This is a genomic window from Streptomyces sp. NPDC101132 (assembly GCF_044759225.1).
GTDB lineage: Bacteria > Actinomycetota > Actinomycetes > Streptomycetales > Streptomycetaceae > Streptomyces.
This window is the reverse complement of sequence record NZ_JBIVYX010000005.1, coordinates 67,368-94,323: the sequence shown is the minus strand read 5'-3', so window position 1 is coordinate 94,323 and position 26,956 is coordinate 67,368. Positions and strand designations below refer to the sequence as shown.

Here is a 26,956-nt window from a genome sequence, read left to right as displayed (position 1 = left end):
TGCCCGTTTCCTCTGAATCGTGAGTTCTGGTGAGTGAGATCCATGTCTCTCGCCGAATCCTCTATTCGCTGCTAGGGTGCCGTGGATCTTGACCGTGGTTCCTGTGGGGGGGATTGTGTCCAGACGGTTTCGGGCTGCCGTGCGGCATCCTGTTCGTTCAGTGGGTCGCTCCACGCGACTCGTTTCCGCAACGCTGGCCGTCTATTTGGTGGCCGGGTTGATCGGTGGCCCGGTTGCCGCGGCTGCGGAATTGAAGCTTCGAGATATCTCGCCGATGAAGCCGGTTCCGGTTTCCCGGGTATCCGGGAAGGCGCTCGCCGTGAAGGATGAGACGCATCGGAACACGTGGCAGCCGGACAAGAGTGCACGCTGGCCCGCTCCGGGTTCGGCAACGCTGGACGTCGCCGGCGTTGGGCGCCCGCCCCGGGTGAAGCCGGTCGGTTCGCTACCCGTGTCCGTGGCTCGGGCCGTCAGCGCCGGCGGAAGTCCGGCTGCCAGCCGGGCCAGGGTGCAGGTGCTGGACCAGGCCACGGCGCGGGCTGCCGGAGTGGACGGCGTCCTCATCGCCATACAGGGCCACGGCGACAAGGGCGGCACCGGGCGCCTCCGCGTCGAGGTCGACTACTCGGCATTCGCAGGCTTGCGCGGCGGCAACTGGGGCTCGCGCCTGGTGCTCCGCGCCGTGCCCAGTTGCGCCGCTGGGCCATTCGTAGGCCCTGGATGTACGCCCGGGCGAGTCGTCTCGACCCGGAACGACGGCAAGAGACAGAAGCTCTCCGCGGTTGTCGACAGCGCGGTGGTGCCCGTATCGCAAGCCGGCGCGACTCTGCTGGTGAGGCCCACGCCCGCACCTCTGAAGCCGGCTGCGCCCCTGGCCGCGCCCGATGTCTCACTGTTCAGCGTGACCGCGGCGCCGTCCGGGTCGGCGGGCAACTTCACGGCCACGTCCCTCGCGCCGTCCTCGTCCTGGACGGGGGGCGGGTCGACGGGAGGCTTCTCCTGGTCGTACAAGATGGACACCCCGGACGTCCCGGGCGGACTGAAGCCCGATCTCGACCTCTCGTACTCCTCCCAGTCCATCGATGGCCGCACTGCCTCGACCAACAACCAGGGTGAGTGGATCGGAGACGGCTGGTCGCTGTCGCCGGGGTACATCGAGCGACGCTACACCGCTTGTGAGGACGACAAGAAGGACGGTAACAACCCTTCCAACAAGGTCGGAGACCAGTGCTGGAAGAAGGAGAATGCGGTCCTGTCCCTCGGGGGTGCCACCAGCGAGCTGGTCAGCGACGACACCACGGGCTGGGACGCGGCCAGTGGAGTCCGGACGTGGCGGAAGAAGGACGACGACGGCACCAAGGTCGAGCTCCGCAAGAGCGCGAACCGTGGCAACGGTGACCAGGACGGCGAGCACTGGCTGGTCACCAAGCCGGATGGCACCCGCTACTACTTCGGCTACAACCGGCTGCCCGGCTGGGTCGAGGGCAAGGAAGAGACCAACTCCACCTGGACCACGCCCGTCTTCGGCAACCACGCCGGTGAGCCCTGCCATGCCACCGCGTTCAAGGATTCCTGGTGCCAGCAGGCCTGGCGCTGGAACCTCGACTACGTCGTCGACACGCACAGCAACGCCATGGCCTACTACTGGGCCAAGGACGAGAACCACTACCAGCTCAACATCGACAGCACGTACAAGGGCACTCCCACGCCGTACACCCGCGGTGGCTACCTGAAGCGCATCGAGTACGGCCTGCGCTCCAACCGGATGTACGCCGACGAGGGTGCAGCCAAGGTCGACTTCGCCGTCTCGGAGCGCTGCGTACCGGTCACGGCCGGCCCGACCGAGGACCAGTTCGACTGCGCACCGGAGAAGTTCACGAAGGATAACGCCAAGCATTGGCCGGACGTCCCCTTCGACCAGTACTGCGCGTCCAAGACGGACAAGTGTGAGGGGAACTCCTCACCCACTTTCTTCCTTCGCAAGCGCCTGACCCAGGTGACCACGTCAGTCCTGGACGGAGGGGCCTTCAAGAAGGTCGACGCGTGGACGTTCAAGCAGACCTTCGAGCCGACACCGGACGGCAAGGACCCCGCCATCTGGCTCGCCGCGATCGACCGCACGGGCTATACCGCTGACACCTCCAAGTCGCTGCCGTCGATCCTGCTCTTCGGAGTCCGCTACGCCAACCGGGTCGAAGGCGCCGCCATGCGCGACGGCCAGCCGGATCCCGTGCCCGCCTACTCCCGGCTCAGGGTGACCGGCATCAAGACGGAATCCGGCAGCACCATCGGCGTGACGTACTCGGACGCGGAATGCAAGGCCGGGAGCATGCCCTCGCCGTCGGCCAACAACAAGCGTTGCTACCCCGTCATCTGGTCGCCGCCAGAAGCGCCTGCGCCCGACTACAAGCCCTATCTCGACTGGTTTCACACGTATGTCGTCACTCAGGTGCTCGAGTCGGCCAACGTGGAGGGCGGGCTCACGAAGCGCACCGACTACGCGTACCCCTCTCCCGGGCCGCTGTGGACCAAGAGCGATGACGAGTTCACGAAGCCTGCGGACCGTACTTGGGGTGTCCGCCGTGGGTACAGCCGCGTCCAGACCAGGACGGGTGACCCGGCCATCACGGACCAGACACTGACGGAGACGCGATTCTTCCGGGGCGTCGCCGGTGCGGCGGTCGCCGACAGCGAAGGCACGACGATTCCCGATCACGAGGCTTTTGCAGGAATGACTCGTGAGACCGCCACATTCAACGGCGTCGGCGGACCGTTGGTGTCCGCCACGAGCTACACGCCCTGGCGCTCCGCAACACCGACTGCCACGAGCTCGCGTGCAGCGGACAACCTCCCGAGTTCCGCGGCTTACCAGACCGGCGTTGCGAAGGAGGAGAGCAGGACAACGGTCGTCGGCGCGGCCCTCCGCCGCACGGAGACCTCCCGTACGTTCGATGACGAGGGGTTCGTCGAAAGCACCTCCGAGACGGGTGACAAGGACAAAGCCGGAGACGAGAGCTGCACAACGACCTCGTACGCACGCAACGCGGTCAAGAACATGCTGTCTGCGGTCGCCGAGACCACGACAGTTGCCAAGCCGTGCGGCACCGCAGCGAATCTGCCCACCGACCTGGTGGGCACCACGCGGACCTACTACGACGGCGCCACTGCTATTGGGGCCGCGCCGACTCTCGGGGACGAGACGCGGCGCGACGAGAACAACGGACCGGGCACCGGGTTCATCACCGTCAGCACTGCCGCGTACGACGCCTACGGCCGCCAGACGTCGATGACCGATGGCGCAGGATCGACCACGACGTTCGCCTTTACGCCGGCGACGGGGCAGGTCCCGACCAAGACCGTCACGACCAACGAGCTCGGACACGCGACGACCGTATACAGCGACCCGCGGCGGGGCGTCACCACCGCCGTGGTCGACCCGAACAACAAGCGGACGGACGTCGAGTACGACGGACTGGGTCGGGTCGACAAGGTGTGGAGGCCGGGCTGGTCCAAGACGGATCACCCGACGCTTCCCTCCGTCGACTTCGCCTACCGGGTCTCGCAGTCCGTGGCGAACGTCGTCACCACCAAGCAGCTCCAGCACGACGGTTCGTACGCCTACTCGTACGCCTTCTACGACGGTCTGCTCCGCCCCATCGAGACCCAGGCGCCGGCTATCGGAGACCCGAACGGCGCTGTGATCAGCGAGACGCGGTACGACACCCGCGGCCTCGTGGTGAAGCAGTACAACCCGTACTACGCAAAGGTCGCGCCCTCCACGACGCTGTGGACGGGTGACGAAACGCAGGTGCCGTCGTCGGTCGAGACCGTCTACGACGGCGCCGAACGTCCTTTGACGCAGACGCCCTACAGGAACGGCGACGCTGTCAAGGACGCAGGCGTTGTGCGGAGGACCTCCTTCCAGTACGGCGGCGACCGCACGACGGTCATTCCGCCCACCGGAGGAACCGCGACCACCACGATCACCGATGCTCTCGGACGCAAGGTCGAGCAGCGTGCCTACACGAATGCCGCCCGGACCGAATTCGAGTCGACCCTCTACGCGTACGAGAAGCACGGCAAGCTGGCCAAGCTGACCGACCCGGCCAAGGTGGACTGGACCTGGACATACGATGCCAGGGGCCGTGAGACCAAGGCCGTGGACCCGGACAAGGGGACGTCGACCACCACCTACGACAACGCGGACCGCCCCGTCACCACGACGGACGCCCGCGGTAGCGCACACACCACGTCGTACGACGCGCTCGGCCGGCCCAGCAGCCTCTCCCAGGGGGCGCAGGTCCGGGCCAAGTGGACCTATGACACGGTGGCCAAGGGCCAGCTCACCGCGACCACGCACTGGGTCGAAGGCCAGCCCTACACCTCTTCCGTGGGCGGCTACACGGACGTCTACCAGCCGACCTCCACCAGCACCTCACTGCCGGACGGCATCGGTGACCTCGCTGGCACCTACACGTGGACCTACGGGTACAACGAGTACACAGGTGTCCAGGAGTGGGTGAAGCAGCCGGCGCTCGGCAACCTGCCGTCGGAGTACGTCACGACCGTCCTCGGCGAGGGCAACCTCCCGCAGAAGACCACGGCCGGACAGATCATCCTGGTCAACGCCGTGTCCTACGACGAGTTCGCCCGGCCGGTCCGGACCGAGTACGGCAACTTCGGCCGCAAGGTCTTCCGCACGCAGAACTGGGACGAGCACACCGGCGAGCTCCGGCAGCGGACCCTGGACGGTGAAGAGGCCCTGCGCATCGAGGACACCAAGTACACGTACGACGCCGTCGGGAACGTCAAGCGCATCTCCAGCACAGCCGGCCAGGGTGCGGGGGCGACCACCGACAACCAGTGCTTCAAGCTGGACGCCCTGCGGCGCATGACCGATGCCTGGACCACCAAGTCCGCGACGGACGACTGCACGGCCGGTGCCAGCGCGACCACGGTCGGCGGCCCGGACTCGTACTGGTACGAGTACGAGTACGACATCATGGGCAACCGTTCCAAGGAAGTCCGTCACTCCACCGGCGCGGGCTCGGTCGACGTCACCCGTGACTACGTCTCGGGGAAGCCTGGTGAGGACGCTCCACACGCGCTGCGCAGCGTGAAGACGACCGGTGGACCCGACAACGGCAAGACCGAGGTCTTCACGTACGACGCGACGGGCAACACCGTCGAGCGGAAGGGCGGTGCCCGGAGTCAGAAGATGACCTGGGACGCTGCTGGGAACCTCGAGACCGTCACCGAGGGTACGAAGAAGACGTCGTACACCTATGACACGGACGGCAACCGAGTGCTCGCCCACAACGCGGACGGCTCACGGACGGCCTACCTCCCCGGAGGCAACGAACTGACCCTGTCCGCAGCGGGATCGAAGACCGCAGTGCGGTACTACACCCACGGTGGAGAGACCGTCGCCGTGCGGACCGGGGCGGGCATCGACTTCCTCTTCGGTGACCAGCAAGGAACGGCGCTGATCGCCGTGGCCTGGGGCGCCGGCCAGGCGGTGACGCGCCGCAAGCAGCTGCCGTTCGGCGGCCAGCGCTCCAGCACCGGAGTCAACTGGCCGGGAGACCGCGGCTTTGTGGGCGGGGTCCAGGACCCGACGGGCATGACGCACCTCGGCGCCCGGGAGTACGACCCGCAACTGGGCCGCTTCCTCTCGGTCGACCCGCTCCTGATCACGGACGACCCGGCCCAGCACAACCCGTACATCTACGGCAACAACAACCCCGCCACCTTCGCTGACCCGACCGGCGAGGCATTCCCCGAGTGCCGCTCCGGCCAGTACGTCTGCAACGGCGACGGCACCGAAGTGATCAACTACGGTAAGAACTACGCCCAGATCACCGAGGGCCAGGGCGGCACGGTCTCACCCGGCTACGTCAAGCAGCAGAACCAGTACCGCTACATGTGCAGCAAGGACCCCGACTGCGTCGCGGCCTCGGCGAAGGCCCGAGCAGAGGCAAATCGCAAGGCTGCCGAGGCTCAGCGTAAGCGCAATGAGAAGGAAAGTGGTCTCTGGAATTCCATCAGGAGTGCCGCGGGCCGTGGCTGGGACGTAGTTGAGTCCTACATCCCGAAGACCATGGGATTTTGCGGCACTGTTTCCGGTTCGTTTGGAGTCTCTGGTGGCGTGACAGCCTGCCTGGCTTCAGATTTTGCCGGGAATGAAAGCACGGCGATCAGTATCACGCCTTCCTTTGGGCTGGGTGGAGTTGAAGCCAACCTTTCTGCTGATGCCATGTACTCGAACGCGGATGACTTCAGCCAGCTGGCTGGATGGGCCGGGCAGCTAGACGCCAACGTGGGTGAGGGTCCAGTGGCCCATGCTTCCCTGGGGACGGGGGGGACTGAGAATGCTAAGGGGGCGCTCGTCTATGTAGCGCAAGCCGGTGGCGGTGTCGGCCTCAACTACATTCCCCCAGCTGTCCCGGCGAACTTGACCGCTGCTGTCGGGTACACCTTCCTTCCGTTCGTCTACCGCCATCGGCGGTGACGAGCAGAGACACTCGGAATCGCGGTCCAGTAGGGTGTGGCGGCGTGGGGATTCTTGCCCCACGCCGTCTCGCGGGTAGTCAGTTCAGTATGGGGGAAATTGTGATCACGCTGGCGGCCGTCGCGGATCCACCGCTCGCAGCCAAAATATTTGCCGGCCTTTGTGGCGTATTTCTGCTTATTTTCGGAATCGTCCTGATTGTGTGCACTGATCGTGTGGCGTCCTTTGCGCGCGAGATCACGCGAAGAACCGGGGGTGCGCCGAGTGAAGGTTTTCCGGCGGTGCGGAGTGTGCGCCGCTTCGGTTTTGTGTTCGTCACTGTCGGTGCGCTTCTCGTCTGCTTCGCCATGGCGCTGATCGCCTGAGGGTCATGGGTCCAGCCGGTCGATTGCTGTGGACGGCCCTTATGCGAGTTCCGGCAGGTGGCCAACCTGGGCCGTGTAGGTCGAAACCCGGGCCTATCGGGCTGATGGCGATCGGCCGGATAAGCCCGGTCAGGAGCGGCCGCGGTCTTCCAGGTAGGTCGTGTGGGTCTGCTGGCGGCGGGATTCGGCTTCGCGGAGGGCGGTGGTGAGGCGGTCGGCCTCGTCGTAGAGGAGGTTCAGCTGGCGTTCCAGGTGGCGGTCCGGGGATTCGGTGCCGGGGTTCAGGCGGCTCCACCAGCGGGCGCGGTGGTAGGTGTCCACGCACTCCGGGACGTCCTGGCGGATGGCCCGCGAGAGGGTGTGGACGGCGTCCGGGTCGGCGGCCAGGACGTCCGAGACCCAGGTCGGGTCCAGCAGCGCCTCGTACCGGTTCATCAGCTCCGTCAGCTTGCCCGCCGCCGCCGGGTTCGGCTCCACCTCCGCGATGTACCGCTTCAGCGTCGCGAAGTCGTCCCGGAGGGTGCTCAGCTGCTCCGCCGGGTCCGGGAAGTCCGGGACGACCACGTGGTCCGGCGGGGCGATCAGGGCGGCCGCCCCGTACAGGCCGGCCACCACCACCGGCCAGTACGGGCCCGCCGCACCGGCCAGGGTGAGGCCGACGCCCACCAGGCCGGCCGCGCTGCCGGCCAGGTTCTTCTTCGATTCCAGGTACCGCAGGGCACCGCTACTGGTAGCCACGGATCTCCTCGAAGGCGCCGTCCAGGGAGCTGTTGCCGCCCGTCGCGTCGAAGAGGCGGCCGCCGGTCAGCTCGGTGATGTGGGTGAGTTCGGCCTTGTCGGAGTCGCCGAACAGGATCGCGAAGACCGGCGTGGACTTCCCCTCCGGGGACTGCCGGGCGTAGAAGGCGTCGAACTCCGAGGCGTCCGCGCCCTCCGTGTTCTCCCCGTCCGTCATCAGGACGATCGAGGTGAAGGCGTCCCCGCGGCCGCCGCCGATGTGCTCGTACGCCTCCTTCAGGCTGCTGTAGACCGCCGTGCCGCCGTCCGGTGTGAGCGCGTCGACGTCCGAGCGGATCGCGTTCAGGGCGGTCGTCGGGCTGCCCGGGTCCACCACGTGCGTCGTGGTCCCCTTCACCTTCGAGCCGAAGGGCATCAGCGTCACCTCCTCCCGGTCCCGGAAGCGCCGGCCCACCGGCGAGTCCCCGCTGCCCGTCAGCCTGGTCAGGGCGTCGCGGAGCCTGCCGATGCGGTTCTCCTCCTCCATCGAGCCCGAGGTGTCGAGCACGTACACCGTCCGCGAGGGGCGGCGCAGCTCGTTCTCGTACGAGGCCAGCAGGCCGTCCGCCACCGACCGGGTGCCGGGGAAGGGCAGTTCGCGGCGCTTGCTGGGCGACAGGCCCGGTCCCGGCGCCACGCCCGCCGTCACCGGCCGCCGCAGCGTGGTGTCCGTGATCCGCTTCTGGACCTCCGCCGTCCGCAGGTACGCGGTCAGCGAGCGCATCGAGGTGCGCGCGCCCTGCGGCGCCGAGGTGAGCAGCGCGAGCGGGTAGTCGGCCGTGACCACGCCGTCCTTCGGGCGGATCACCGTCAGGTCCTGCTTCAGGGAGAGCAGGACGGATTCGTAGTTGACGAGGGCGTCCACCGAGCCCCGGCGGGTGTAGGCGTCCGCCAGCCAGCCCGACGAGCCCGAGGTCAGCTTCTGGCCCTTGAAGAACTCCTTCAGGGCCGGGGAGGCCTTGTCCACGTCCGCGTCCGTCAGGGCCGCCTGCGCGCCCGACAGCCCCGAGGCCACCGAAACCAGCGCGGAGAAGCCGGAGTTGGAGCGGACCGGATCGGTCATCCCGTACGTCAGCCGGCCGGCCTTCACCGCCTGGTGCAGCTGCGACCAGGTCAGCTCCCCGTCCTTCCAGCCCAGCCGGTCGGCGGTGGCGCGCCTGACGCCGACCGCCACCGGCGAGGTCATCACCGGCGTCTCGTTGGTGACCTTGCCACCCGCCTCGGGCCGGAGCCTGAGGTAGTCGTTGGAGGACAGCCAGACGGCGTCGTACGCGCCGTCCGCCTTCCCCGAGGCCAGCTTCTCCACCGCGTCGAGCGTGCCCGACCAGGTGAACTCCACCGTGACGCCCGTCTTCTCGCGGGCCGCGTCCAGCACCGGCTGCATGTCGGACAGCTCGGAGGAGGCCAGCACCCGCAGCGTGCCCTCGCGGTAGGGCAGGGGGCCGGCGTCGGGCTCCGGCGCGCCGTCGCACGCCGTCAGCACCAGGCCCAGCGCGAGCAGGGCGGCCGTCGTGATGCGCCTCCTCACCGGTCACCGCCTTCGAGGGCGCCGGTCTGCCGCGTCCGCTCCAGGTACGCCGTCGCCGCCTGGAGCTCCCCGGTGAGCGACTCGACCGTCGCCGCCATCGACTCCGTGGCCTGCACCTTGTACGTGTCGATCGCGTCCAGCGTCTGGTAGATCTGCCCGAACGCGGTGCGCAGGGTCTCCGCGCCCACCGCCGGGTCCGCCGCGATCCGCTGGATCTCGCCGGTCTGCGTGGCCAGCATCTCCGCGTTGCCCCGGATCAGGTCCTCGGTCGTCCCCCGCAGGGCGTTGACCTGCTCGACCACCTTGCGCTGGTTGTCCAGGGCGGAGGCCAGCATCACCGCGATGCGCAGCGCCGACACCGTCGTGGTCGCCGCCCGCTCCACGCCCTTGATCAGCTCGTCGTTGTTGCGCCGGACCACGTCCATGGCCAGGTAGCCCTGGGCGCAGACCGCGAGCTGGGTCAGCAGGTCCTGGTGCTTCTGCCGGACCGGGAAGAGGACGTCCGCGCGCAGCGCGTCCGCCTGCTGCGGGTCGGCGGCCGCGACCTCGGCGACGCGCTGCTCCACCGCCGCGTCGAGCGCCTCGGTGAGCACCGCGTACTCCTGGAGCCTGCCCATGGTCTCCCACAGGCGGGTGCGCTCGGTGTGCAGCGCGGCGTTGTCGCGGCGCAGCTCGTCCTGGCCGCCGCGCAGGGCGCCGACGATGCGGTTGAGGGTGGCCTGCGAGGAGGCGTACTTCGCGACGTGGTCGCGGAACCTGTTGCCGCCCGGCAGCCTCGACAGCAGCTTGCCGAGCCCCTTGCCGGGGGTGTCGCGCGGGTCGAGGTCCTCGACCGTGCGGCGCAGCTCCACCAGGGAGGTGGCGACGCGGGCCTGGGCCTCGCCGCCGCCGTCCGCGCCCAGGGAGCGTACGGCCCGGTCCAGCATCCGGTTGGACTGCTGGGCGGCGCTGCGGATCTCGCCCGCGCCGAGCCCCGCGATCTCCCCGATGCGTCCGGCGAACTCCGGCGAGCGGGCGTCGAGGCCGGCCAGCGAGCCGACGTACTCCCCGGCCCGGCGGGCCATCTCCTCCCGTACGCCGTCCTGGAGCGGCACCAGGCCGGCGGCCTGCTCCTTGCGGACCGGGGCCACGGGCTCCGGGGCGGTCAGGACCAGCTGTCCCGGCTCTTCTGCGGTGGTCATCAGCGGCCCCCCTGGCCCTTGGCCCGCGCGGCCATCTCGTGCAGGACCTCGACGGTCGGCACGGGCGCCTGGCGGATCCCCGTCAGCTTCTGGTTGAGGTAGGCGGTGTGCGGCGCGGTGGCCGCGGTGAACTCGGACAGCGCGCCCTGCGGCCGGTAGCCGTGCCGTACGGCCAGCTCGCGCAGCCGCTTGTCGGTGCTCAGCAGTTCGCCGAGCGCCTTGCCGTCCTCGGTGAGCGGCACCAGGGTGTGGTCGCTGGGGACCGTGGTGTCGGGGTAGAGGACCACCAGGTCGCCGGTGTCCTGCTTCTGCTGGAGCAGGGCGGCCACCTGGGACTCGTACACGAGCACCAGCGGGTTGCCCACCCCGCTGACGAAGTCCCGGAACGGCGCGTCGGTGCTGGTCTGCTGGGCGCCCTGGGGGGCGATCAGCTTGCGCAGCAGCGGCGCCGTGCGGTCGATGCCGGCCCGGTCGGCGACGACCTTCTGCTGCTCGGCGACGAAGGAGGTCATGGCCAGGTACAGGGCACCGGAGTTGGAGCTGGCCGGGTCGGTGGTGCTGATGTAGAGGGAGCCGCTCAGCTCGGCGTGCGCGCCGGCGCCCTTGAGCTGCTGCCAGGTGCGGTCGGCGGCCACGGCCTTCAGGAACGGGTCCATCAGCAGCGTGCCGGACTTCGCGCCGCCCTTCCGGACCAGGCCGTTGTCCGCCAGCACCCCGGCGGCCGCGCCGTGCGCCACGATCACCAGCGGCGAGTAGAAGGGGCGGGCCGCGGTCACCTTCAGGGGGGACTTCGCGCGGACCGCGTCGGCGGGAGCCCTGCTCCCCGGAAAGGCGAAGTCGTAGTCCTTCAGCGGGAGCTGGTCCATCGCCCAGGACCCCGAGGTCTCCGTCTCCACCGTCCAGCCCTTGCTCGCAAGGGCCTCGACCACGTCGGGATCGTCGAAGAACTCGGCCTTCTCCGACCCGATCACACCACGCACGGTCTTCGTTGCCGTGCCGCCTATTCCCTGACCTCCGCGCCCCGCCAGGACGGCGAACACGACTCCGCCGATCAGCAGGACCGCCAGGGCGATTCCCAGGATGCGTCTCACAGGGCGGAGCCTGCTCGCGGAAACCCAGGTTCCGGTGTTGGTTGAATGAACGTCAGGTGACGTGCGCGTCCCAACTGAGCCCGTGCGCGGCCAGTTCCTCCCGTACGTACGGATCGTCCAGCACGCCCAGCTCCGCGAAGTGGCCCAGGGCGGGCCGGGCGGCCTCACGGGCGTACGCGGCCACCGCGTGCGGCGGGTGGGTCTCGGCCAGCACCTGCTCGGCCTCCCCGGGCCGCAGCCCGGCCGACGCCAGGTCGGCGCGCAGGGCGGGGAGGTCGGGGCCGAGGAACGCGGCGACGGCCCGGGGCACCAGCCGGCCGGCCGTGCGGCGCTGGCGGGCGTCGAGCCCGGCCCAGAGCAGGCGCAGGAAGGCCGCGAAGTAGGCGTGGTGGCGGACCTCGTCCCGGGCGTGGTCGCGCAGGGTGTCGCGGAGCGCGGCGGGCATCAGGGGGTCCTCGGCGCCGGCCGGCAGGGTGGCGGAGACCAGGGTCTCCGAGCAGACCACGAAGACCAGTTCGGCGAGTTGCGCGGACCGGGGCCCGACGGCCTCCCGGACCGCCGCCAGCCGGGCCAGGAAGGCCGGGGTGCCGGCGTCGGGCGCCGCGACGCCGGTGGCGTGCCGGAGCTGGCGGGCGAGGTCGGCGGCGGTCAGCGCGTGCCAGGCCTCGTCGCAGTAGAGCTTGTACGCGTCGAAGCGCATCTCCTCCGGCAGGTCGACGCCGAGGGTGCCGTGCGCGATGCCGAGGGCCGTGCGGTTGACGACCAGGTGCTCCAGACGGGCGGTGAAGCCGAGGTAGCGGTGCGCGTGCAGCGCCAGCAGCCGGGTCTGCGCGGCGGCCGGCAGGGCGCGGACCAGGGGGTGGCCGGTGACGGGCGCGAGGGCGGGCGAGAAGGGCGCCGTCCCCTCGGGGAGCACGAGCGCCCGGCGCAGCGGCGGCCGGGCGGCCACCCGCTCGTACCAGTCGCCGAACGGGCTGCGGTACGGGTCGGGGGCGTACGGGGAACCCGCCGCGGGGACGTCGTCCGGCGCGGCGGCGTACGGGGGGCCGCCCGCGTACGGGGAGCCGCCCGCTCCCGGGGGGCCGCCCGCACCCGGGGGAACGGGCGGCGGCGGGGGACAGGGGGTGAGGGCGGTACAGCCCGTGAAGAGCCCGGCTACGCCGCACATGACGAATCCACCTCGGGGAATGGGGCCTTAAGGGGGTGAATCGATCGTGAACCGGTCGGGCCGGGGACGCCAGGGGCCGGTGCTGGCCACAACCAGCCGCGGCCTCACCCGGCCAGTGGCCGCGGCCGCGCGGGACGGGCGCCGCGCGGCGCCGGCCGGCCGCCGTCGGCCCCGGGCGCCGGGCGCGCCCGGCCCCGCTCATTCCTCCGTGAGCCAGCCGCGGGCCATCGCGCGGGCGCCCGCCTGGAAGCGGCTGTCGGCGTCCAGCTTGGCCATCACGTCCGTCAGCAGCCGGCGCAGGGTGCGCGGCGAGACGCCGAGGGAGCGGGAGATGGCGTCGTCCTTCATGCCCTGGAACAGCATCCGCAGCAGCGCCCGCTCGCGTTCCGTCAGCGGGTCGTCGGCGGGCGCCGGCGGTTCGTTGTCCGGCAGCTTGGCCCCGTGCACCCAGAAGTGCTCGAAGACCCGGCACAGCACCTCGACCACCCGCGGGTCGGTCATCAGCACCGCCGCCTGCCGGTCGTCGGGGGAGGGGGCCGCCGCGTACGCCTGGATCCCGTCGACCACGATCAGCCGGAACGGCAGCACCGGCGCGATCCGCACCTCCGCCCCGGACTCCTCCAGCGCCCGCAGGTGGGCCCGGCCGTGCGGGACCCGCAGCATCGCGTCCAGCTGGAGCGTGCGCATGCCCACGCCCCGGTCGAGGAGTTCGTGGTTGCGCCGCATGCCGTCGGCGAGCTGCGCCGGGCTGCGGGGGCGGCCCGGGTGCATGGAGAGGATCTCCTTGCGGGCCCGGGCGGTGGCGCTCTCCAGGGAGGCGCCGATCTCGGCCTCGCCCACGATCAGCTCGCTGCCCGAGCCGAGTGCGGGCTCGGCCAGCCCGGGCGCGGAGGTCAGCCGCGCGTCGATGGCCGCGAGGGTGGTCTGGAGCTGCTGGAGCCGGGCCATCCGCTCGGCGTTGTACTGCTGCTCCTGCTCGAAGAGGCGGGCGAGGGCCGCCTCAGGGGTGACCGGGAGCGGCTCGCCGGTCACCGCGTGCCGGTGGACCAGCCCGCACTGGGTCAGCCCGGCCAGCGCGGCGGCGAGTTCCGCCTCGGAGAGGAGCAGCTCGGCGCGGAGCGCGGCGAGCGGTCTGCCGGGCGCGGCGATCAGCTGCCGGAACACCTCATGGGTGAAGTCGAACTCTTCCTTCTGCATGGTCAGCAACCCCCCGTGGTGGCCCGTCCCCCCTGGCCGTCCCCACCGCGCGGGATCATAACTATGTGAGCCTCCGAATGCCCACCGTGATTGGTTCGGTCCAACATGCGGGCGGCCGCAACGGCCCCGATGTCCAGGATGCGGACCGGTATCTCGGAATGGCCGTGTCCAGCCATGGCCGAACCTGGCCGATGGAACTCCCTTTCCCAGCTCCGGTGGGCGGGACAAGATCTCCTTGAAAGCGCCGACCGGGGAGCGGCGCCGCCCGGCCGGCTTCCGGCCGTACCGGCACCGGCTCCCACTCGCCCTCAAGGACTGAGAACTTATGCGCCTCTCCGCTCTGCTGCCCTCCTCCGCCACCGTTGCGGCCGCCGTCGCCCTCGCCGCCGGTTCACTGGTCGTCGCGGCGCCGCTCGCGGCCGCCGCCGGCACCACCGCGCAGCCGGGCCAGACCGTCACCGCCCCGGCGGCCGGCGCCGGCACGGACGACATGACCTGGTAACTCCCGCCGCCACCGGGCCCTTCGGCCCAGGACCACCGGCAGCACCCCGTACGACCGCACCACCCGGCACCGCCACCCGGCACCGCCACCAGGAACCACCGCCCCACCCCGCGCGCCGTACCCGCGCCCCGTACCGCCCGCGCCCCGCGCGACCCGTGCGCCACCCGCACCACCCGCGCCCCGCGCCCGTACCACCGCTCACCGCTCACCACCCGCGCCGCCCGGACCCGTACCGATCCGGCCGCACGGCACCCCGCGCGCCATCCGCGCCGCACCACCCGCACCACCGACGGCAGTCCTGACGGCCCCACGCGCCCCAGGACCGGGCCGCCATGCCCCGGCACGCCCCACGACCGGCCGCCGGGCACGAAGGAACCGCACTCAGGAGGACACTCACTTGACCCCCACACCCACCCCCACGGACGCCGGAGCCCCCGCCCGCCGCGTCAGCGTCGTCACCGGTGCCGGCAGCGGCATCGGGGCCGCCACGGCCCGCGCCCTGGCCGCGGCCGGCCACCACGTGGTCCTGACCGGCCGCCGCGCCGAGCTCCTGGAGCACGTGGCCAAGGAGATCCAGGCGGCCGACGGGACCGCCGCGTCCGGGGGCAGCGCCGAGGTGTACCCGCTCGACATCACCGACGCAGCCGCCGTCCGCGCCTTCGCCGAGCACGTCGGCCCGGTCGACGACCTGGTCAACAACGCGGGCGGAGCGGTCGGCGCCGAGAGCGTCGCCGACGCCGACCCGGCCGACTGGCGCGCGATGTACGAGGTCAACGTCCTCGGCACGCTCCGGCTGACCCAGGCCCTGCTGCCCGCCCTGGAGGCGAGCGGCCGCGGCACGGTCCTGGTGCTGTCCTCCACCGCGGCCTTCACCGCCTACGAGGGCGGCGGCGGTTACGTCGCCGCCAAGGCCGGCGCCCATGCCCTGGCCGCCACGCTCCGCCTGGAGCTGTGCGGCCGCCCGGTCCGCGTCGTCGAGATCGCCCCCGGGATGGTCAGGACCGACGAGTTCGCCGTCAACCGCTTCCGCGGCGACGAGGCCAAGGCCGCCGCCGTCTACCAGGGCGTGGCCGAGCCGCTGCTCGCCGAGGACGTGGCCGACACCGTCGTCTGGTCCCTGACCCGCCCCCAACACGTCAACGTCGACCTGCTCGTCGTCCGTCCCCGGGCCCAGGCGGCCCAGCACAAGATTCACAGAGAGGCCTGAGCCCGTGGAGATCGGACTCCTCACCGCGGCGGCCTTCGTCGCCGGATTCATCGACTCGATCGCCGGCGGCGGCGCCCTGATCCTCGTACCGGCGGTGCTGTTCGCCGGCTACGCGCCCCAACTCGCCCTGGGTACCGAGAAGTACGTGTCCACCGTCGGCACCCTGGCCGCCCTGTGGAACTTCGCCCGCAGCAAGAAGGTCATCTGGAAGCTGGTCGGCGCGGGCGTGGTCTTCGCGCTCGTCGGCGCGTACGCCGGAGCCAAGGTCATCCTGCTCTTCGACGCCGACACCATCGGCAAGCTGATCACCTTCCTGATCCCGGTCGGCCTGCTGCTGACCCTGCTGCCCAAGCGCAACAAGCACGCCGAGACCCTCACCGAGCTGCACGGACTCACGCTGTGGCTGTGGGTGCCGCTGCTCTGCTTCGGCATCGGCTTCTACGACGGCTTCTTCGGCCCCGGCACCGGCTCCATGCTGATCCTCGGCTTCCACCTGCTGCTGCGGGTGGGCCTGGTGGAGTCCTCGGCCACCGCGAAGGTCTTCAACCTCGCGTCCAACGTGGGCGCGCTCGTCGCCTTCGTCATCTCCGGCCACATCCTGTGGCTGATCGGCATCCCGATGCTGCTGGCGAACATCGCGGGCAACTGGGTCGGCAGCAAGGCCACCCTGCGCGGCGGGGCCAAGGTGGTCCGCGCCACCCTCGTCGCCTCGCTCAGCGTCCTCTTCGCCTCCCTGATCCTGCGCTACGTCGTCTGACGCGCGCCGAAAGAAAGCAGGTCCCTTCGCGGGGACACCCTCTCAAGGAGCAGACATCACCGTGCTCAGTACCGCAGTACCGCCCGTCGTCCAGCTCGCCCTCTCCGACGCTGAGTCGGAGCAGGCCCACCGCAGCATCCTCGCCAACCTCCCGCCGGACGGGCTCGACCCGGACCTGGAGACCGTCATCCTCGGCCGGATCGGCGCCGAGGCCCTGATCGGCGCGCTGTCCCCGGAGGCGCTGGCCGAGGTGGCCGGCTTCCCGCGCTCCGGCTCCTGCCTGATCGTGGTGCGCAACCTGCCGCAGCAGGAGCGCTGGCCCGCCTCGCCCACCAGCGGCTGGGCCGCCGAGCGCGACCTGTCCGTGGTCAACGCCCTGCACCTGGGCATGCTCCAGCTGATGGGCATCGCCCCGTTCGCGGTCGGGTACGAGAACGCCGGGCACCTGCTGCGGAACGTCGTCCCCAACCCCGCGGCGGCCGGCACCACCAGCTCCTGGGGCGCCGACCAGGAGTTCTTCTGGCACACCGACAACCCCCACCTGGGCTTCGGCACCCCCGGCTGCGACCCCCGGCGGTACGTGCCGCGCTTCCTGACCTTCTGCGGGATCCGCAACGAGGAGCAGGTCCCCACGGACGTCATGCCCCTGCCGTACGCGCTGGAGGCCATGGACGAGGGGCTGCGCGAGGACCTCGGGCGGGCCTGGTACGAGGTGGCCGCGCCGGACTCGGTGCGCGCGGGGGAGGGCGGCGACCGCCAGGCGCTGCGGTCCGTCCCGCTGCTGGAGCCGGCCGGCGCCGAGGGCGGGCTGCCGCGCATCCGCTTCGACCGGGGGACCACCAAGGCGGCGGTGCCGGAGGCGTTCGACGTGCTGGCCCGGTTCTCGGACGCGCTGGAGTCGGCCCCGTACGAGAGCCTGCTGCTGGGTGCCGGGGACTTCCTGGCCTTCGACAACTACCGGGTGCTGCACCGGCGCGTGGGCTTCACCCCGGCGGGCAACGGCCGCGAGCGCTGGCTGCGCCGCTGCTACGCGGGCTGATCCGCTCACCGGCGCGACGGCGTGCCGGCCGGACCGCGTGACGGCAGGACGGCGTGACGGCCGGCGCGTGACGGCAGGACGGCGTACCGGAGGTCGTGGCACCCGGTCCGGAGCCTCCCCGGCCCCGGACCGGGGCCGTCAGTGGGCCGCGGCCGGCTTGAGGGCGGCGGTGTGCGCGTCCATGCGCGTGGCGGCCAGGATCGCCGCCGCGGTGTCGGCGCGGGACGCGGCGACGACCAGGGCGCGGGCGGCGAGGTCGTGGGCGCGGTGGTGCAGGGCCTCGGCGTCGGCGTCGGAGAGTCCGGCGTGCCGGGCGGGCGGGGTGCCCCGGAGCCGGGCCACCTGGCCCGCGATCTCCTCGGCCGCCTCGTCCAGGCCGAGCTCGTCGGTCACCGCGAGGAGGGCGGCCAGGTGCCCGGCGAGCTGGATGTCCAGCTCCTCACCGCGGCTGCGGTGGGGGTAGTCGGGGCGGCCGGGCACGCGGTGGACCGACTTCGTGCGGATCGGCTCGTACATGGGGATGGCCTCCTGGCGTGGTCAGGAGGCCATCCTACATTGGAATGGTTCTAAAGTAGAGCTCGGTCCAGGATGTCCGTCAGAAGTGCGTCACGGCTGGCCGTAGCCGTCGAGGAAGTTCCCGATCCGGGTCACCGCGTCGCCGAGGTCCTTGGCGTTCGGCAGGGTGACGATCCGGAAGTGGTCCGGCTCGGGCCAGTTGAAGCCCGTACCGTGCACGACCATGATCTTCTCGGCCCTCAGCAGGTCGAGGACCATCTGCCGGTCGTCCTTGATCTTGTAGACGGCCGGGTCCAGCTTCGGGAAGAGGTACAGCGCGCCCTTGGGCTTCACGCAGGTGATGCCGGGGATCTGCGTGAGCAGGTCGTACGCCGTGTCCCGCTGCTCCAGCAGCCGCCCGCCGGGCAGCACCAGGTCCTCGATCGACTGCCGGCCGCCGAGGGCCGTGGCCACGGCGTGCTGCGAGGGCATGTTCGCGCACAGCCGCATGTTGGCGAGGATGGTCAGGCCCTCGATGTACGAGGACGCGTTCTTCTTCGGGCCGCAGACCGCCATCCAGCCGGCGCGGTAGCCGGCGACGCGGTAGTTCTTCGAGAGGCCGTTGAAGGTCAGGGTGAGCAGGTCCGGCGCGATGGCGGCGGTGTTGGTGTGCGTGGCGCCGTCGTACAGGATCCGGTCGTAGATCTCGTCGGAGCAGACGATCAGGTTGTGGCGGCGGGCGATGTCCGTGAGGCCGCGCAGCATCTCCTCGCCGTAGACCGCGCCCGTGGGGTTGTTCGGGTTGATGATCACGATCGCGCGGGTGCGGTCGGTGACCTTGCGCTCGATGTCGGCGAGGTCCGGCATCCAGTCGGACTGCTCGTCGCAGCGGTAGTGCACGGCGGTGCCGCCCGCGAGGGAGACCGAGGCTGTCCACAGCGGGTAGTCCGGTGCCGGTACGAGCACCTCGTCGCCGTCGTCCAGCAGCGCCTGCATCGACATCTGGATCAGCTCGGAGACGCCGTTGCCGAGGTAGATGTCCTCGACGTCCAGGTCGATGCCCTTGGTCTGGTAGTGCTGCATCACGGCGCGGCGTGCCGAGAGGAGGCCCTTCGCGTCCCCGTAGCCGTGGGCGTTGCCCAGGTTGCGGAGCATGTCCTCGAGGATCTCGGGAGGGCACTCGAAACCGAACGCCGCCGGGTTTCCGGTGTTGAGCTTGAGGATGCGATGACCTGCTGCTTCAAGCCGCATCGCCTCTTCGAGCACAGGGCCCCGGATCTCGTAACAGACGTTCGCGAGCTTCGTCGACTGGATCACCTGCATACACAGGAGACTACGGGGCCGCGCGGGCGGCCCGCTGGCCCTTTTCCACGCCCGCCCCTCCGGTGATTTGTCCGATTTCCCCCTTCGTAAGGTTCCCCGGCTCCGGCCCCCTTGGATTCCTGCCCGCGACCCGGTCCGGGCCTGTGGATCGCACCCCTCCGGTCGCCGCCCGCGGCCCGGGTGTTGCGCTCGTCACGCTGCTGCGCGCGGGGGTGTGCGGGGGCGGGGGCGGGGTCCCGGATCGACAGGCAACCTTGCCAGTTCGACTGTCCGTCCGTAATGTCCTGTTCATGTGTCCGCTCGACCCGCAGCCCGACGAAACGGCGGAGGAGCTCCGGATCGTCGTCGGCCGGCTCGTCAGGCACCTGCGGGCCGCCGCCTCCGGCGGCGGGGTCACGCTCTCCCAGGCCTCCGTCCTCAAGCGGCTGGACCGGGACGGCCCGGCCACCTCGGCCGACCTGGCCCGCGCCGAGGCCGTCCGGCCCCAGTCCCTCCTCGCGACGGTCGGGGCGCTGGAGGCCCTCGGGCTGGTGGCGCGCACCCCGCACCCCACCGACGGCCGCCGGCGGCTGGTCGGCCTCACCGACGCCGGCCGCAGCCGGCTGCGCGAGCGGCACGAGGCCGGCCGCCACCGGCTCGCCGAGCTGATCGCCGAGCGGCTGGATCCCGAGGAGCGGCGCACCCTGGCGGAGGCCGTCGTCCTGCTGCGGCGCCTCGCCGAGGACTGACGTACGCCCCCGGTGCGGTACGCACGACCGCACCCGCACCCGCACCCGCACCCGACGCCATGGAGCCCACGTGACCGAGCTGAAGAACCTCGCCGACCGGACCGCGCTCGTGCTGGTCGACCTCCAGCAGGGCATCCTCGCCCGCGACACCGCCCGCCCCAGCGACGAGGTGCTGGCCCGCGGCATCCGGCTCGCCGAGGCCTTCCGGGCCCGCGGACTGCCCGTGGTGCTGGTGAAGGTCGCCTTCCACGCCGACGGCGGCGACCTGCCCGTCGACGACGCGGACGCGCGGAACTTCCCGCCCGTCGCGCCTCCGCCGGAGTTCTCCGTCCTCCCCGCGGAGCTGACCGGCGGTCCCGGCACCGAGAACGACATCGTGATCACCAAGCGCCACTGGGGCGCCTTCACCGGCACCGAACTCGACCTCCAGCTCCGCCGCCGGGGCGTCGACCGGATCGTCCTCGCCGGCATCTCCACCTCGATCGGCGTGGAGTCCACCGCGCGCAGCGCCTGGGAGCTGGGCTACCGGCTGGTCTTCGCCGAGGACGCGACCACCGACCTGGACGCCGCCTCGCACGCGCACACCTTCACGAAGATCTTCCCCCGCCTCGGCCGGGTCGCCGCCACGGACGCGATCGTCGGGGCCCTGGACGGCTGAGGGGCCCTTCCGCGGGACGCGTCAGAGCGCGCCAGCCGTGGCCAGCGCCCCGAAGGCGACGATCAGGGCGCTGATGGCGAGGTTGACGGCCCGGTGCTCCCAGAAGACCGCCACGAACTCGCGGATGGTGGCGCTCGGCCAGAAGTAGCGGGCCGTCGGCGACCCCAGCACCTGGCCGTTGACCCCCGCCCGACGGGCCGTCATGGCGGCCCGGAAGGCGTGGAAGTTGTTGGTGACGACCACACAGCGGTACGCCGGGTCCTCCGCCAGCATCAGGTCCCGGCTGAACCGCATGTTCTCGTCCGTCGTGCGGGACCGGTCCTCGGTCCGCAGGTGCTCCTCCGGCACGCCCCGCTCCCGCAGCCAGCCGGCCATCGCCCGCGCCTCCGGCAGCTTCTCGTCCGGCCCCTGCCCGCCCGAGGTCAGCATCAGCGGCGCCGCACCGCCGCGGGCCACCTGGGCGGCGTAGATCTCGCGCCCCTTCTCCAGCCGCGAGGCCAGCAGCGGCGGGACGCGCTCGCCGCCGATCAGCCCGGAGCCCAGCATCACCACGAAGTCCACGTCGCCGCGCACCCGGATCCGCCCGTAGAGGTAGGCGTACCCGAGGAAGCACAGGAAGATGAACGAGACGTAGGCGACCAGCATCACCAGCGTGCCGACGATCCCGTCCAGCACCGGCGACCCCTCCGTGCCGACGGCCACCAGCAGCCCGATCATGCAGAAGATGCCCACGCCCGCCATCAGGGAGAGCAGGTTGGCCGGGCTGCGGCCCTCCTTGCGGACCATCGTCATCCCGTTGGCGACCAGGAAGACGCCGAGCGCGACCGTGCCGAGCGCGGGGACGGCGAGGACGGTCAGCAGGATGATCTCCGCGGCGACGTGCGGGAGATGGCGGATCTGGGCCAGCAGCGCCAGGGACAGCGTGATGAAGGTCAGGCCGAGCAGCACCGCGTTGCGGAAGCGGCGCCGGTCCTCGCGGACGCTCAGGCAGAAAGCGGCGAAGAGCAGGACAGCGGGGACGAAGGCGAGCATGCCGCCATCGTAGGCCGCACCCGTTCGACGACGCGGGGTTCCCGGTGGTCCGCCCGGGCGCCCGGATCAGTCCCCGCGCCGGACCGCGCGCCCGGCCAGCACGTCCGTCCGCCGCCCGTCCCGCACCGTGAAACGCCCGTCGACCAGCACGTACGGGATCCCGGCCGGCGGGGTCCGCGGCGCCGCGAAGGTCGCGCCCGCCGCCACCGTCTCCGGGTCGAACAGCACCAGGTCCGCCCGGTACCCCTCGCGGACCAGGCCCCGGTCGGAGAGCCGCAGCCGGGCCGCGGGGCGGCCGGCGAGGTGCGCCACGCACTCCTCCAGGGAGAGCACGCCGAGTTCGCGCACGTACCGGCCCAGGTAGTGGGGGAAGGTGCCGTGGGCGCGCGGGTGCGGCTTGGCCCCCCGGAGGATGCCGTCGGAGCCGCCCGTGTGCGCGCGGTGGCGCATGATGGCCCGTACGTTCTCCTCGTGGCCCACGTGCTGGAGCACGGTCGGCCCCAGCCGGTCGCCGAGCAGCAGCCGCCGGGCCGTCTCCCAGCCGTCGAGGCGCCGCCCCACGTACCCGGCCAGCGCCGGGTCCGACACCCCGGAGACCTCGACGGCCGCCCAGTCGACCGGCACCCCGTGGCACCCGTCCGAGCCCTCCACCTCCATGGCGTGCCGGATCCGCGCCGCGGTCGCGTCGTCCCGCAGCCGGGCCAGCACCGCCTCCGGACCGCCCTCGTTCGCCCAGCCCGGCAGCAGCGCCACCAGGGTCGTGCAGCCCGGGGTGTACGGGTACGTGTCCAGCGTGAGGTCGGCGCCGGCGGCCAGGGCGCGGTCCAGCAGGGCCAGCAACTCGCCCGCCCGGCCCGCGTTCTCGGCGAAGTTCATGGTGGCGTGCGCCAGGTGCAGGGCGCAGCCCGCCTCCTGTGCGAGCGCCACCATCTCCTCGTACGCCGCCAGTGCGCCGCGCCCGTACGAGCGGTGGTGCGGGCAGTAGTAGCCGCCGTACTCCGCCACCACCCGGCACAGCTCGGTCAGTTCGGCGCCGTCCGCGTACATGCCCGGCGCGTAGGTCAGCCCCGAGGACATGCCGAACGCGCCCTCCGCCAGCCCCTGCGCGACTAGTGCGCGCATCCGGTCCAGCTCGTCCGGGCGGGCCGGCCGGTCGCCCCAGCCCATCACGTACGCGCGGACGGTGCCCTGCGGCACCAGGTACGCGGCGTTGACGGCGATGCCCTCGCCGCCGAAGCCCCGGTCGAGCCGGTCGAGGTACCCGCCGACGGTCCGCCAGTCGAAGTCGACGTCCGAACCGTCGCCGTTCCAGCCGGTGATGGCCTCGCGCACCTCGCCGAGGGTGCGGTCGTCCACCGGCGCGTACGACAGGCCGTCCTGGCCCAGCACCTCCAGGGTCACGCCCTGGAGGGCCTTGGCGCCGTGGTCGGGGTCGCGGAGCAGGGCCAGGTCGCTGTGCGCGTGCATGTCGACGAAGCCCGGGGCCAGGGCGAGCCCGTGGCCGTCGAGGGTCTGCCGGCCGCCGCCGGGGATCCGGCCGATCGCGGCGATCCGCCCCTCGTGCACGCCGACGTCGGCGGTGTACGAGGGGCCGCCGGTGCCGTCGACGACGCGGACTCCGCGTACCACCAGGTCCACGGCGGGGGCTCCTTCGCTCGGGGCGGTCGGGCGGTCGGGGCCCGGGGACGTGGCTCGGGGGCCGGGCCCGGGGATGTGGCTCGGGGGCCGGGCCGGGCCGGGCCGGGGCGGGGTCAGAAGAAGGTGCGGACGAAGTCGGTGACCGTGCCGTCGTCCGCCACCACCGGGATCAGCGGCCACTTCTCGAAGATCGTGCACGGGTGGGCCATCCCCAGCCCGACCCAGTCCCCGACCTCCAGGTCCCCCTCGGCGGCCGTCTCCAGCCAGGCGTGCTGGTCCGACAGCTTGACCACGGCGGTCCCCTCGGGGGCGGGCCGCTCGATGCCGTCGCGGGCCCCGCGCACCGCCTCGACCACCGGGAGCCCGAGGTCGTACGCGATGTCGCGCTTGCCGGCGTTGACGAAGGCCTGGGTGGGGGTGGGCCGGGAGACGACCTGGGTCCACAGCCGGAACGCGGGCAGCAGGGCGCCCTCCTCCGGGACCCGGTTGAAGGGGGTCAGCCCCTCGTACCAGCCGCGGTCGTGCGAGACGTACGCACCGGAGCGCAGCAGCCGGAGCACCGGCAGGGACAGCTCCGGGACCTCAGCGAACACCTCGGCGACCGCGTCGAACCACTCGCTGCCGCCCGCGCTGACGACGATCTCCTCCAGCCCGGTCCCGGCGAACCGGCCCGCCTTGTCGAACTCGGCGGCCAGCCCGGTCAGCCGGCGCAGCCAGGCCCGCACGCTGTCGGCGTCGGCGCCGGGCATGGTGGCCTCGTACCCGGCCACGCCCACCAGGCGCAGGGTCTCCACGGCGGCGACCGCGTCCGCGACGGCGGTGCAGTCGGCCTCGGTGCGGGCGCCCGTGCGGCCCTCGGCCCCCGCGCCCAGTTCGACCACGACGTCGACCGGCCGGACCGCGCCCGCCGCCCGGAGCGCCGCGTCCATCAGCTCGACGCCGCGCACGGAGTCGACGTAGCAGACGAAGCGGAAGTCCGGGTCGGCGTCGAGCTCGCGGGCCACCCAGGCCAGGGCGGCCGGGTCGACCAGCTCGTTGGCCAGGAAGATCCGCCGGATGCCGAACGCCCGGTAGACGCGGGCCTGGTGGGGCATGGCGGCGGTGATGCCCCAGGCGCCGTGGTCGAGCTGGCGCTCGAACAGCTGCGGGGCCATGCAGGTCTTGCCGTGCGGGGCGAAGGCCAGGCCGTGCCGGGCCGCGTACGTCCCGAGCGCGGTGAGGTTGTGCTCCAGGGCGGTGGCCGAGAGCGTCAGGACGGGCGTGGTGAACCCGCCGGTGTGGAGGTCGCGGTGCTGGGCGGCGAGCTCGCCGACGGTGAGTCCGGCGGCCTCGGCGTCCGGCGGCAGCCCCTTGAAACGGTGGTCGACGGTCTCCTGTGCGAGTCGCCGCACGCGGTCCTCCATGCCCAGCCTCCAACTGCCGTACGGGTGTTGCATATGGTGCAACGGTCGTTGCGGTGCTCGCTCCACGCTGTCTAGCATCCGGGTGGAGCGCTGGTCAACGAGCCTAGGCGGGTGACGGATGGATCTGGTCGCGGTGGGCGAGTCGATGGTGGCGCTGCGGCCCGCCGCCCCCGGAGCGGGACTGGCGGACGCCGACGCCTTCGTACGCAGCGCGGGCGGGGCCGAGTCGAACGTCGCCTGCGCCCTCGCCGCCGCCGGCCACCGCACCCGCTGGCTGAGCCGGGTCGGCGACGACGCCTTCGGCCGGTACGTCACCGCCCGCGTGGCCGCGTACGGGGTGGACGTCTCCGGGGTCGTACGCGACCCCGCGCGCCCCACCGGGATCTACTTCCGCACCGCCGCCGACCGGGCCGCCGGCGCGGACGGCGTCGCCTACTACCGGGCCGGCTCGGCCGCCTCCGCCATGGCCCCCGGCTGCTTCGACCCCGCCCTGCTGGCCGCCCGGGTCCTGCACCTCACCGGCATCACCGCCGCCCTCTCCGCGAGCTGCGCCGACCTGCTGCTCGCCCTCACTGGGGCGCCCCGCGCCGCCCTGGTCTCCTTCGACCTCAACCACCGGCGCGCCCTCCGCCAGGACCCGGGCCTGCTGCTGACCCTGGCCCGCCGGGCCGGCCTGGTCTTCGCGGGAGCCGACGAGGCCGCCGCCCTCTGGGGCGCCACCGGCCCCGCCGCGCTGCGCGCCCTGCTGCCGGAACCCGCGCAGCTGGTGGTCAAGGACGGGGCGCGCGGGGCCACCCTGTTCACCCGCGAGGCCGGCACCGGCGACACCGAGGTCTTCGTGCCCGCCCCGCGCGTGGAGGTGGTGGCCGCCACCGGCGCCGGCGACGGGTTTGCGGCCGGCTACCTCGCGGGGGTACTCAGGGGACTGCGCCCGGCGGAGCGGCTGCGCCTGGCACACCGGTTCGCCGGGGCCGCCCTCGCCACACCGGGCGACGTATCACCGCCGGGGGCCGTGACCGCCCCGGCCCCGGCGGCGACGCCGGCCACCACCCCAGCAGCGGAGGACACCCCATGAGCCAGACCGTCGACCGGGCCCTCGGCATCCTGCCGCTGCTCGCGAAGGGCCCCGCCGACCTCGGCACCGTCGCTTCGGCGCTGGACGTCCACAAGTCCACCGCCCTGCGCCTCCTGCGCACCCTGCACGAGCACCGCTTCGTCCACCGCCAGCAGGACGGCCGGTACCGCCTCGGCGCCCGGCTCTTCGCACTCGCCGCACAGGCCGTGGAGAACCTCGACGTGCGCGAGATCGCCCACCCGCACCTCGTCGAGCTCAACGAGCGCACCGGCCACACCGTCCACCTCGCCGTCCACCAGGACAACGAGGTGCTCTACATCGACAAGATCGACAGCCGGTACCCGGTCCGGATGTACAGCCGCATCGGCAAGCCGGTCGCCATCACGGTGGCCGCCGTCGCCAAGCTGCTCCTGGCCGACCTGCCCCTCCCGGAGCGCACCGCGCTCGCCGAACGCCTGGACTACCCCGCCTACACGCCGCGTTCGACGCCGGACGCCCGGGCCTTCCTGGCCGAGCTGGCCACCGTACGGGACCAGGGCTGGGCCGCCGACCTGGGCGGGCACGAGGAGTCCATCAACTGCGTGGCCGCGCCGGTGCGCGACTACGCGGGCCGGGTCGTCGCCGCGCTCTCCCTCTCCGCCCCGAACGTGGTCGTCAGCGCCGAAGGGCTGCTCGCGCTGCTGCCCGAGGTGCGCCGCACCGCCGAGGCGGTCGGCCACGACTACGCGGGAACCGACAGCACGGACCACACCGACAGCACGGACCACACCGCACGCACGGACCACACCGCACGTCCGGACCGGTCCGACCGGACGGACCACGCCCACCACACCGACAGCAAGGAACCCACGCCGTGACCGAGAAGACCGCCGTCACCCCGCCCACCCACACCGCCCCGCCCGCGGCCTTCTCGCACGGGGTGCGCAAGGGCAACATCCTCCAGGTCGCCGGTCAGGTCGGCTTCCTCCCGGCCGTGGAGGGACAGCCGCCCACGGTCGCCGGGCCCACCCTGCGCGAGCAGACCCTCCAGACGCTGGAGAACGTCCGGTCGGTGCTGGAGGCGGGCGGCGCCGGCTGGGACGACGTGATGATGATCCGCGTCTACCTCACCGACACCGGCCACTTCGCCGAGATGAACGAGATCTACAACGCGTACTTCGAGGAGCAGGGCCTGAAGCAGGCCCCGGCCGCCCGCACCACCGTCTACGTCGGCCTCCCGGCCGGCCTGCTCATCGAGATCGACGCCCTCGCCGTCCTCGGCTGACGCACCGCCCGTCCGCC

General features: G+C 72.0%; 22 protein-coding genes. 11 read left to right on the top strand and 11 right to left on the bottom strand.

From position 1 onward, the window contains the following. Positions 1–160: 160 nt before the first annotated feature. Together ACIQUR_RS13285 and ACIQUR_RS13280 are read left to right on the top strand one after the other, a co-directional pair. Positions 161–6,511, top strand: a complete 6,351-nt coding sequence (locus ACIQUR_RS13285) for an RHS repeat-associated core domain-containing protein (RefSeq protein ID WP_403662971.1) — start codon at positions 161–163, stop codon at positions 6,509–6,511. 101 nt (positions 6,512–6,612) lie between these two features. Continuing rightward, positions 6,613–6,876, top strand: coding sequence for a hypothetical protein (locus tag ACIQUR_RS13280; protein ID WP_403662968.1), 264 nt, complete (start codon positions 6,613–6,615; stop codon positions 6,874–6,876). Positions 6,877–7,005: 129 nt separating this feature from the next. On the opposite strand, the gene ACIQUR_RS13275 is transcribed toward ACIQUR_RS13280, so the two are convergent. The 6 genes from ACIQUR_RS13275 to ACIQUR_RS13250 all read right to left on the bottom strand — a co-directional run bounded on the left by ACIQUR_RS13275 (position 7,006) and on the right by ACIQUR_RS13250 (position 13,818). After that, on the bottom strand, positions 7,006–7,614 hold the full coding sequence (locus tag ACIQUR_RS13275; RefSeq protein ID WP_403662965.1) for a hypothetical protein: 609 nt from the start codon (positions 7,612–7,614) through the stop codon (positions 7,006–7,008). Continuing rightward, positions 7,601–9,181 (bottom strand): substrate-binding domain-containing protein, encoded by a 1,581-nt coding sequence (locus tag ACIQUR_RS13270; protein ID WP_403662962.1) that lies wholly within the window; start codon positions 9,179–9,181, stop codon positions 7,601–7,603. The genes ACIQUR_RS13275 and ACIQUR_RS13270 overlap by 14 nt, the downstream gene beginning before the upstream one ends. Further along, positions 9,178–10,362: a toxic anion resistance protein gene (locus ACIQUR_RS13265; RefSeq protein ID WP_403662959.1), complete on the bottom strand. Its 1,185-nt coding sequence runs from the start codon at positions 10,360–10,362 to the stop codon at positions 9,178–9,180. The genes ACIQUR_RS13270 and ACIQUR_RS13265 overlap by 4 nt, the downstream gene beginning before the upstream one ends. Continuing rightward, positions 10,362–11,453 carry a substrate-binding domain-containing protein gene (locus ACIQUR_RS13260; RefSeq protein WP_403662956.1) on the bottom strand — a complete coding sequence of 364 codons (1,092 nt, stop codon included), beginning with the start codon at positions 11,451–11,453 and terminating at the stop codon, positions 10,362–10,364. Before ACIQUR_RS13260 ends, ACIQUR_RS13265 begins: the two co-directional genes overlap by 1 nt. A gap of 52 nt (positions 11,454–11,505) precedes the next feature. Next, positions 11,506–12,621 (bottom strand): diiron oxygenase, encoded by a 1,116-nt coding sequence (locus ACIQUR_RS13255; protein WP_403662953.1) that lies wholly within the window; start codon positions 12,619–12,621, stop codon positions 11,506–11,508. Positions 12,622–12,819: 198 nt separating this feature from the next. Further along, entirely contained in the window at positions 12,820–13,818 is a 999-nt protein-coding gene (locus ACIQUR_RS13250; protein WP_403662950.1) for a LuxR C-terminal-related transcriptional regulator, read from the bottom strand. A 325-nt stretch (positions 13,819–14,143) separates the two neighbouring features. On the opposite strand from ACIQUR_RS13250, the gene ACIQUR_RS13245 reads away from it, so the two are divergent. The 4 genes from ACIQUR_RS13245 (at position 14,144) to ACIQUR_RS13230 (ending at position 17,323) form a co-directional block, all read left to right on the top strand. Further along, positions 14,144–14,320, top strand: coding sequence for a hypothetical protein (locus tag ACIQUR_RS13245; RefSeq protein ID WP_403662947.1), 177 nt, complete (start codon positions 14,144–14,146; stop codon positions 14,318–14,320). A 397-nt stretch (positions 14,321–14,717) separates the two neighbouring features. Next, positions 14,718–15,527: an SDR family NAD(P)-dependent oxidoreductase gene (locus ACIQUR_RS13240; RefSeq protein WP_403662944.1), complete on the top strand. Its 810-nt coding sequence runs from the start codon at positions 14,718–14,720 to the stop codon at positions 15,525–15,527. Positions 15,528–15,531: 4 nt separating this feature from the next. Further along, entirely contained in the window at positions 15,532–16,284 is a 753-nt protein-coding gene (locus ACIQUR_RS13235) for a TSUP family transporter (RefSeq protein WP_403662941.1), read from the top strand. Positions 16,285–16,345: 61 nt separating this feature from the next. Continuing rightward, entirely contained in the window at positions 16,346–17,323 is a 978-nt protein-coding gene (locus ACIQUR_RS13230) for a TauD/TfdA family dioxygenase (protein WP_403662938.1), read from the top strand. Between the two features lie 138 nt (positions 17,324–17,461). On the opposite strand, the gene ACIQUR_RS13225 is transcribed toward ACIQUR_RS13230, so the two are convergent. Together ACIQUR_RS13225 and ACIQUR_RS13220 are read right to left on the bottom strand one after the other, a co-directional pair. Next, complete coding sequence (locus ACIQUR_RS13225; RefSeq protein ID WP_403662935.1) at positions 17,462–17,839, bottom strand: hypothetical protein; 378 nt, start codon at positions 17,837–17,839, stop codon at positions 17,462–17,464. A 90-nt stretch (positions 17,840–17,929) separates the two neighbouring features. After that, on the bottom strand, positions 17,930–19,141 hold the full coding sequence (locus ACIQUR_RS13220) for a pyridoxal phosphate-dependent aminotransferase (protein WP_403662932.1): 1,212 nt from the start codon (positions 19,139–19,141) through the stop codon (positions 17,930–17,932). Between the two features lie 290 nt (positions 19,142–19,431). On the opposite strand from ACIQUR_RS13220, the gene ACIQUR_RS13215 reads away from it, so the two are divergent. Beyond that, the gene (locus ACIQUR_RS13215; protein ID WP_403662929.1) at positions 19,432–19,869 is read left to right on the top strand and encodes a MarR family winged helix-turn-helix transcriptional regulator; all 438 of its coding nucleotides are present in this window, start codon (positions 19,432–19,434) and stop codon (positions 19,867–19,869) included. A 70-nt stretch (positions 19,870–19,939) separates the two neighbouring features. Continuing rightward, entirely contained in the window at positions 19,940–20,527 is a 588-nt protein-coding gene (locus tag ACIQUR_RS13210) for a hydrolase (RefSeq protein WP_403662926.1), read from the top strand. Between the two features lie 21 nt (positions 20,528–20,548). On the opposite strand, the gene ACIQUR_RS13205 is transcribed toward ACIQUR_RS13210, so the two are convergent. The 3 genes from ACIQUR_RS13205 to ACIQUR_RS13195 all read right to left on the bottom strand — a co-directional run bounded on the left by ACIQUR_RS13205 (position 20,549) and on the right by ACIQUR_RS13195 (position 24,600). Further along, positions 20,549–21,559 (bottom strand): YdcF family protein, encoded by a 1,011-nt coding sequence (locus ACIQUR_RS13205; RefSeq protein ID WP_403662923.1) that lies wholly within the window; start codon positions 21,557–21,559, stop codon positions 20,549–20,551. Positions 21,560–21,625: 66 nt separating this feature from the next. After that, positions 21,626–23,197, bottom strand: coding sequence for an amidohydrolase family protein (locus ACIQUR_RS13200; RefSeq protein WP_403662920.1), 1,572 nt, complete (start codon positions 23,195–23,197; stop codon positions 21,626–21,628). A 113-nt stretch (positions 23,198–23,310) separates the two neighbouring features. Further along, a complete protein-coding gene (locus ACIQUR_RS13195) occupies positions 23,311–24,600 on the bottom strand; it encodes an alanine racemase (RefSeq protein ID WP_403662917.1) in 1,290 nt (429 codons plus the stop codon). A gap of 118 nt (positions 24,601–24,718) precedes the next feature. Between ACIQUR_RS13195 and ACIQUR_RS13190 the strand changes: the two genes are divergently transcribed. From ACIQUR_RS13190 to ACIQUR_RS13180, 3 genes are read left to right on the top strand one after another with little or no spacing between them, the layout of a single operon-like run. Continuing rightward, on the top strand, positions 24,719–25,675 hold the full coding sequence (locus ACIQUR_RS13190) for a sugar kinase (RefSeq protein WP_403662914.1): 957 nt from the start codon (positions 24,719–24,721) through the stop codon (positions 25,673–25,675). Then, a complete protein-coding gene (locus tag ACIQUR_RS13185) occupies positions 25,672–26,532 on the top strand; it encodes an IclR family transcriptional regulator (protein ID WP_403662911.1) in 861 nt (286 codons plus the stop codon). The genes ACIQUR_RS13190 and ACIQUR_RS13185 overlap by 4 nt, the downstream gene beginning before the upstream one ends. Further along, positions 26,529–26,939, top strand: a complete 411-nt coding sequence (locus tag ACIQUR_RS13180; RefSeq protein WP_403662908.1) for a RidA family protein — start codon at positions 26,529–26,531, stop codon at positions 26,937–26,939. The genes ACIQUR_RS13185 and ACIQUR_RS13180 overlap by 4 nt, the downstream gene beginning before the upstream one ends. Positions 26,940–26,956: the final 17 nt, after the last annotated feature.

Bases quoted from the DNA above. Each gene is read 5' to 3' on its own strand.
- ACIQUR_RS13215 (WP_403662929.1), top strand. From the start codon at position 19,432: ATGTGTCCGCTCGACCCGCAGCCCGACGAAACGGCGGAGGAGCTCCGG.
- ACIQUR_RS13190 (WP_403662914.1), top strand. From the start codon at position 24,719: ATGGATCTGGTCGCGGTGGGCGAGTCGATGGTGGCGCTGCGGCCCGCC.
- ACIQUR_RS13265 (WP_403662959.1), bottom strand. From the start codon at position 10,362: ATGACCACCGCAGAAGAGCCGGGACAGCTGGTCCTGACCGCCCCGGAG.
- ACIQUR_RS13220 (WP_403662932.1), bottom strand. From the start codon at position 19,141: ATGCAGGTGATCCAGTCGACGAAGCTCGCGAACGTCTGTTACGAGATC.
- ACIQUR_RS13255 (WP_403662953.1), bottom strand. From the start codon at position 12,621: ATGTGCGGCGTAGCCGGGCTCTTCACGGGCTGTACCGCCCTCACCCCC.
- ACIQUR_RS13250 (WP_403662950.1), bottom strand. From the start codon at position 13,818: ATGCAGAAGGAAGAGTTCGACTTCACCCATGAGGTGTTCCGGCAGCTG.
- ACIQUR_RS13195 (WP_403662917.1), bottom strand. From the start codon at position 24,600: ATGGAGGACCGCGTGCGGCGACTCGCACAGGAGACCGTCGACCACCGT.
- ACIQUR_RS13185 (WP_403662911.1), top strand. From the start codon at position 25,672: ATGAGCCAGACCGTCGACCGGGCCCTCGGCATCCTGCCGCTGCTCGCG.
- ACIQUR_RS13225 (WP_403662935.1), bottom strand. From the start codon at position 17,839: ATGTACGAGCCGATCCGCACGAAGTCGGTCCACCGCGTGCCCGGCCGC.
- ACIQUR_RS13205 (WP_403662923.1), bottom strand. From the start codon at position 21,559: ATGCTCGCCTTCGTCCCCGCTGTCCTGCTCTTCGCCGCTTTCTGCCTG.
- ACIQUR_RS13245 (WP_403662947.1), top strand. From the start codon at position 14,144: ATGCGCCTCTCCGCTCTGCTGCCCTCCTCCGCCACCGTTGCGGCCGCC.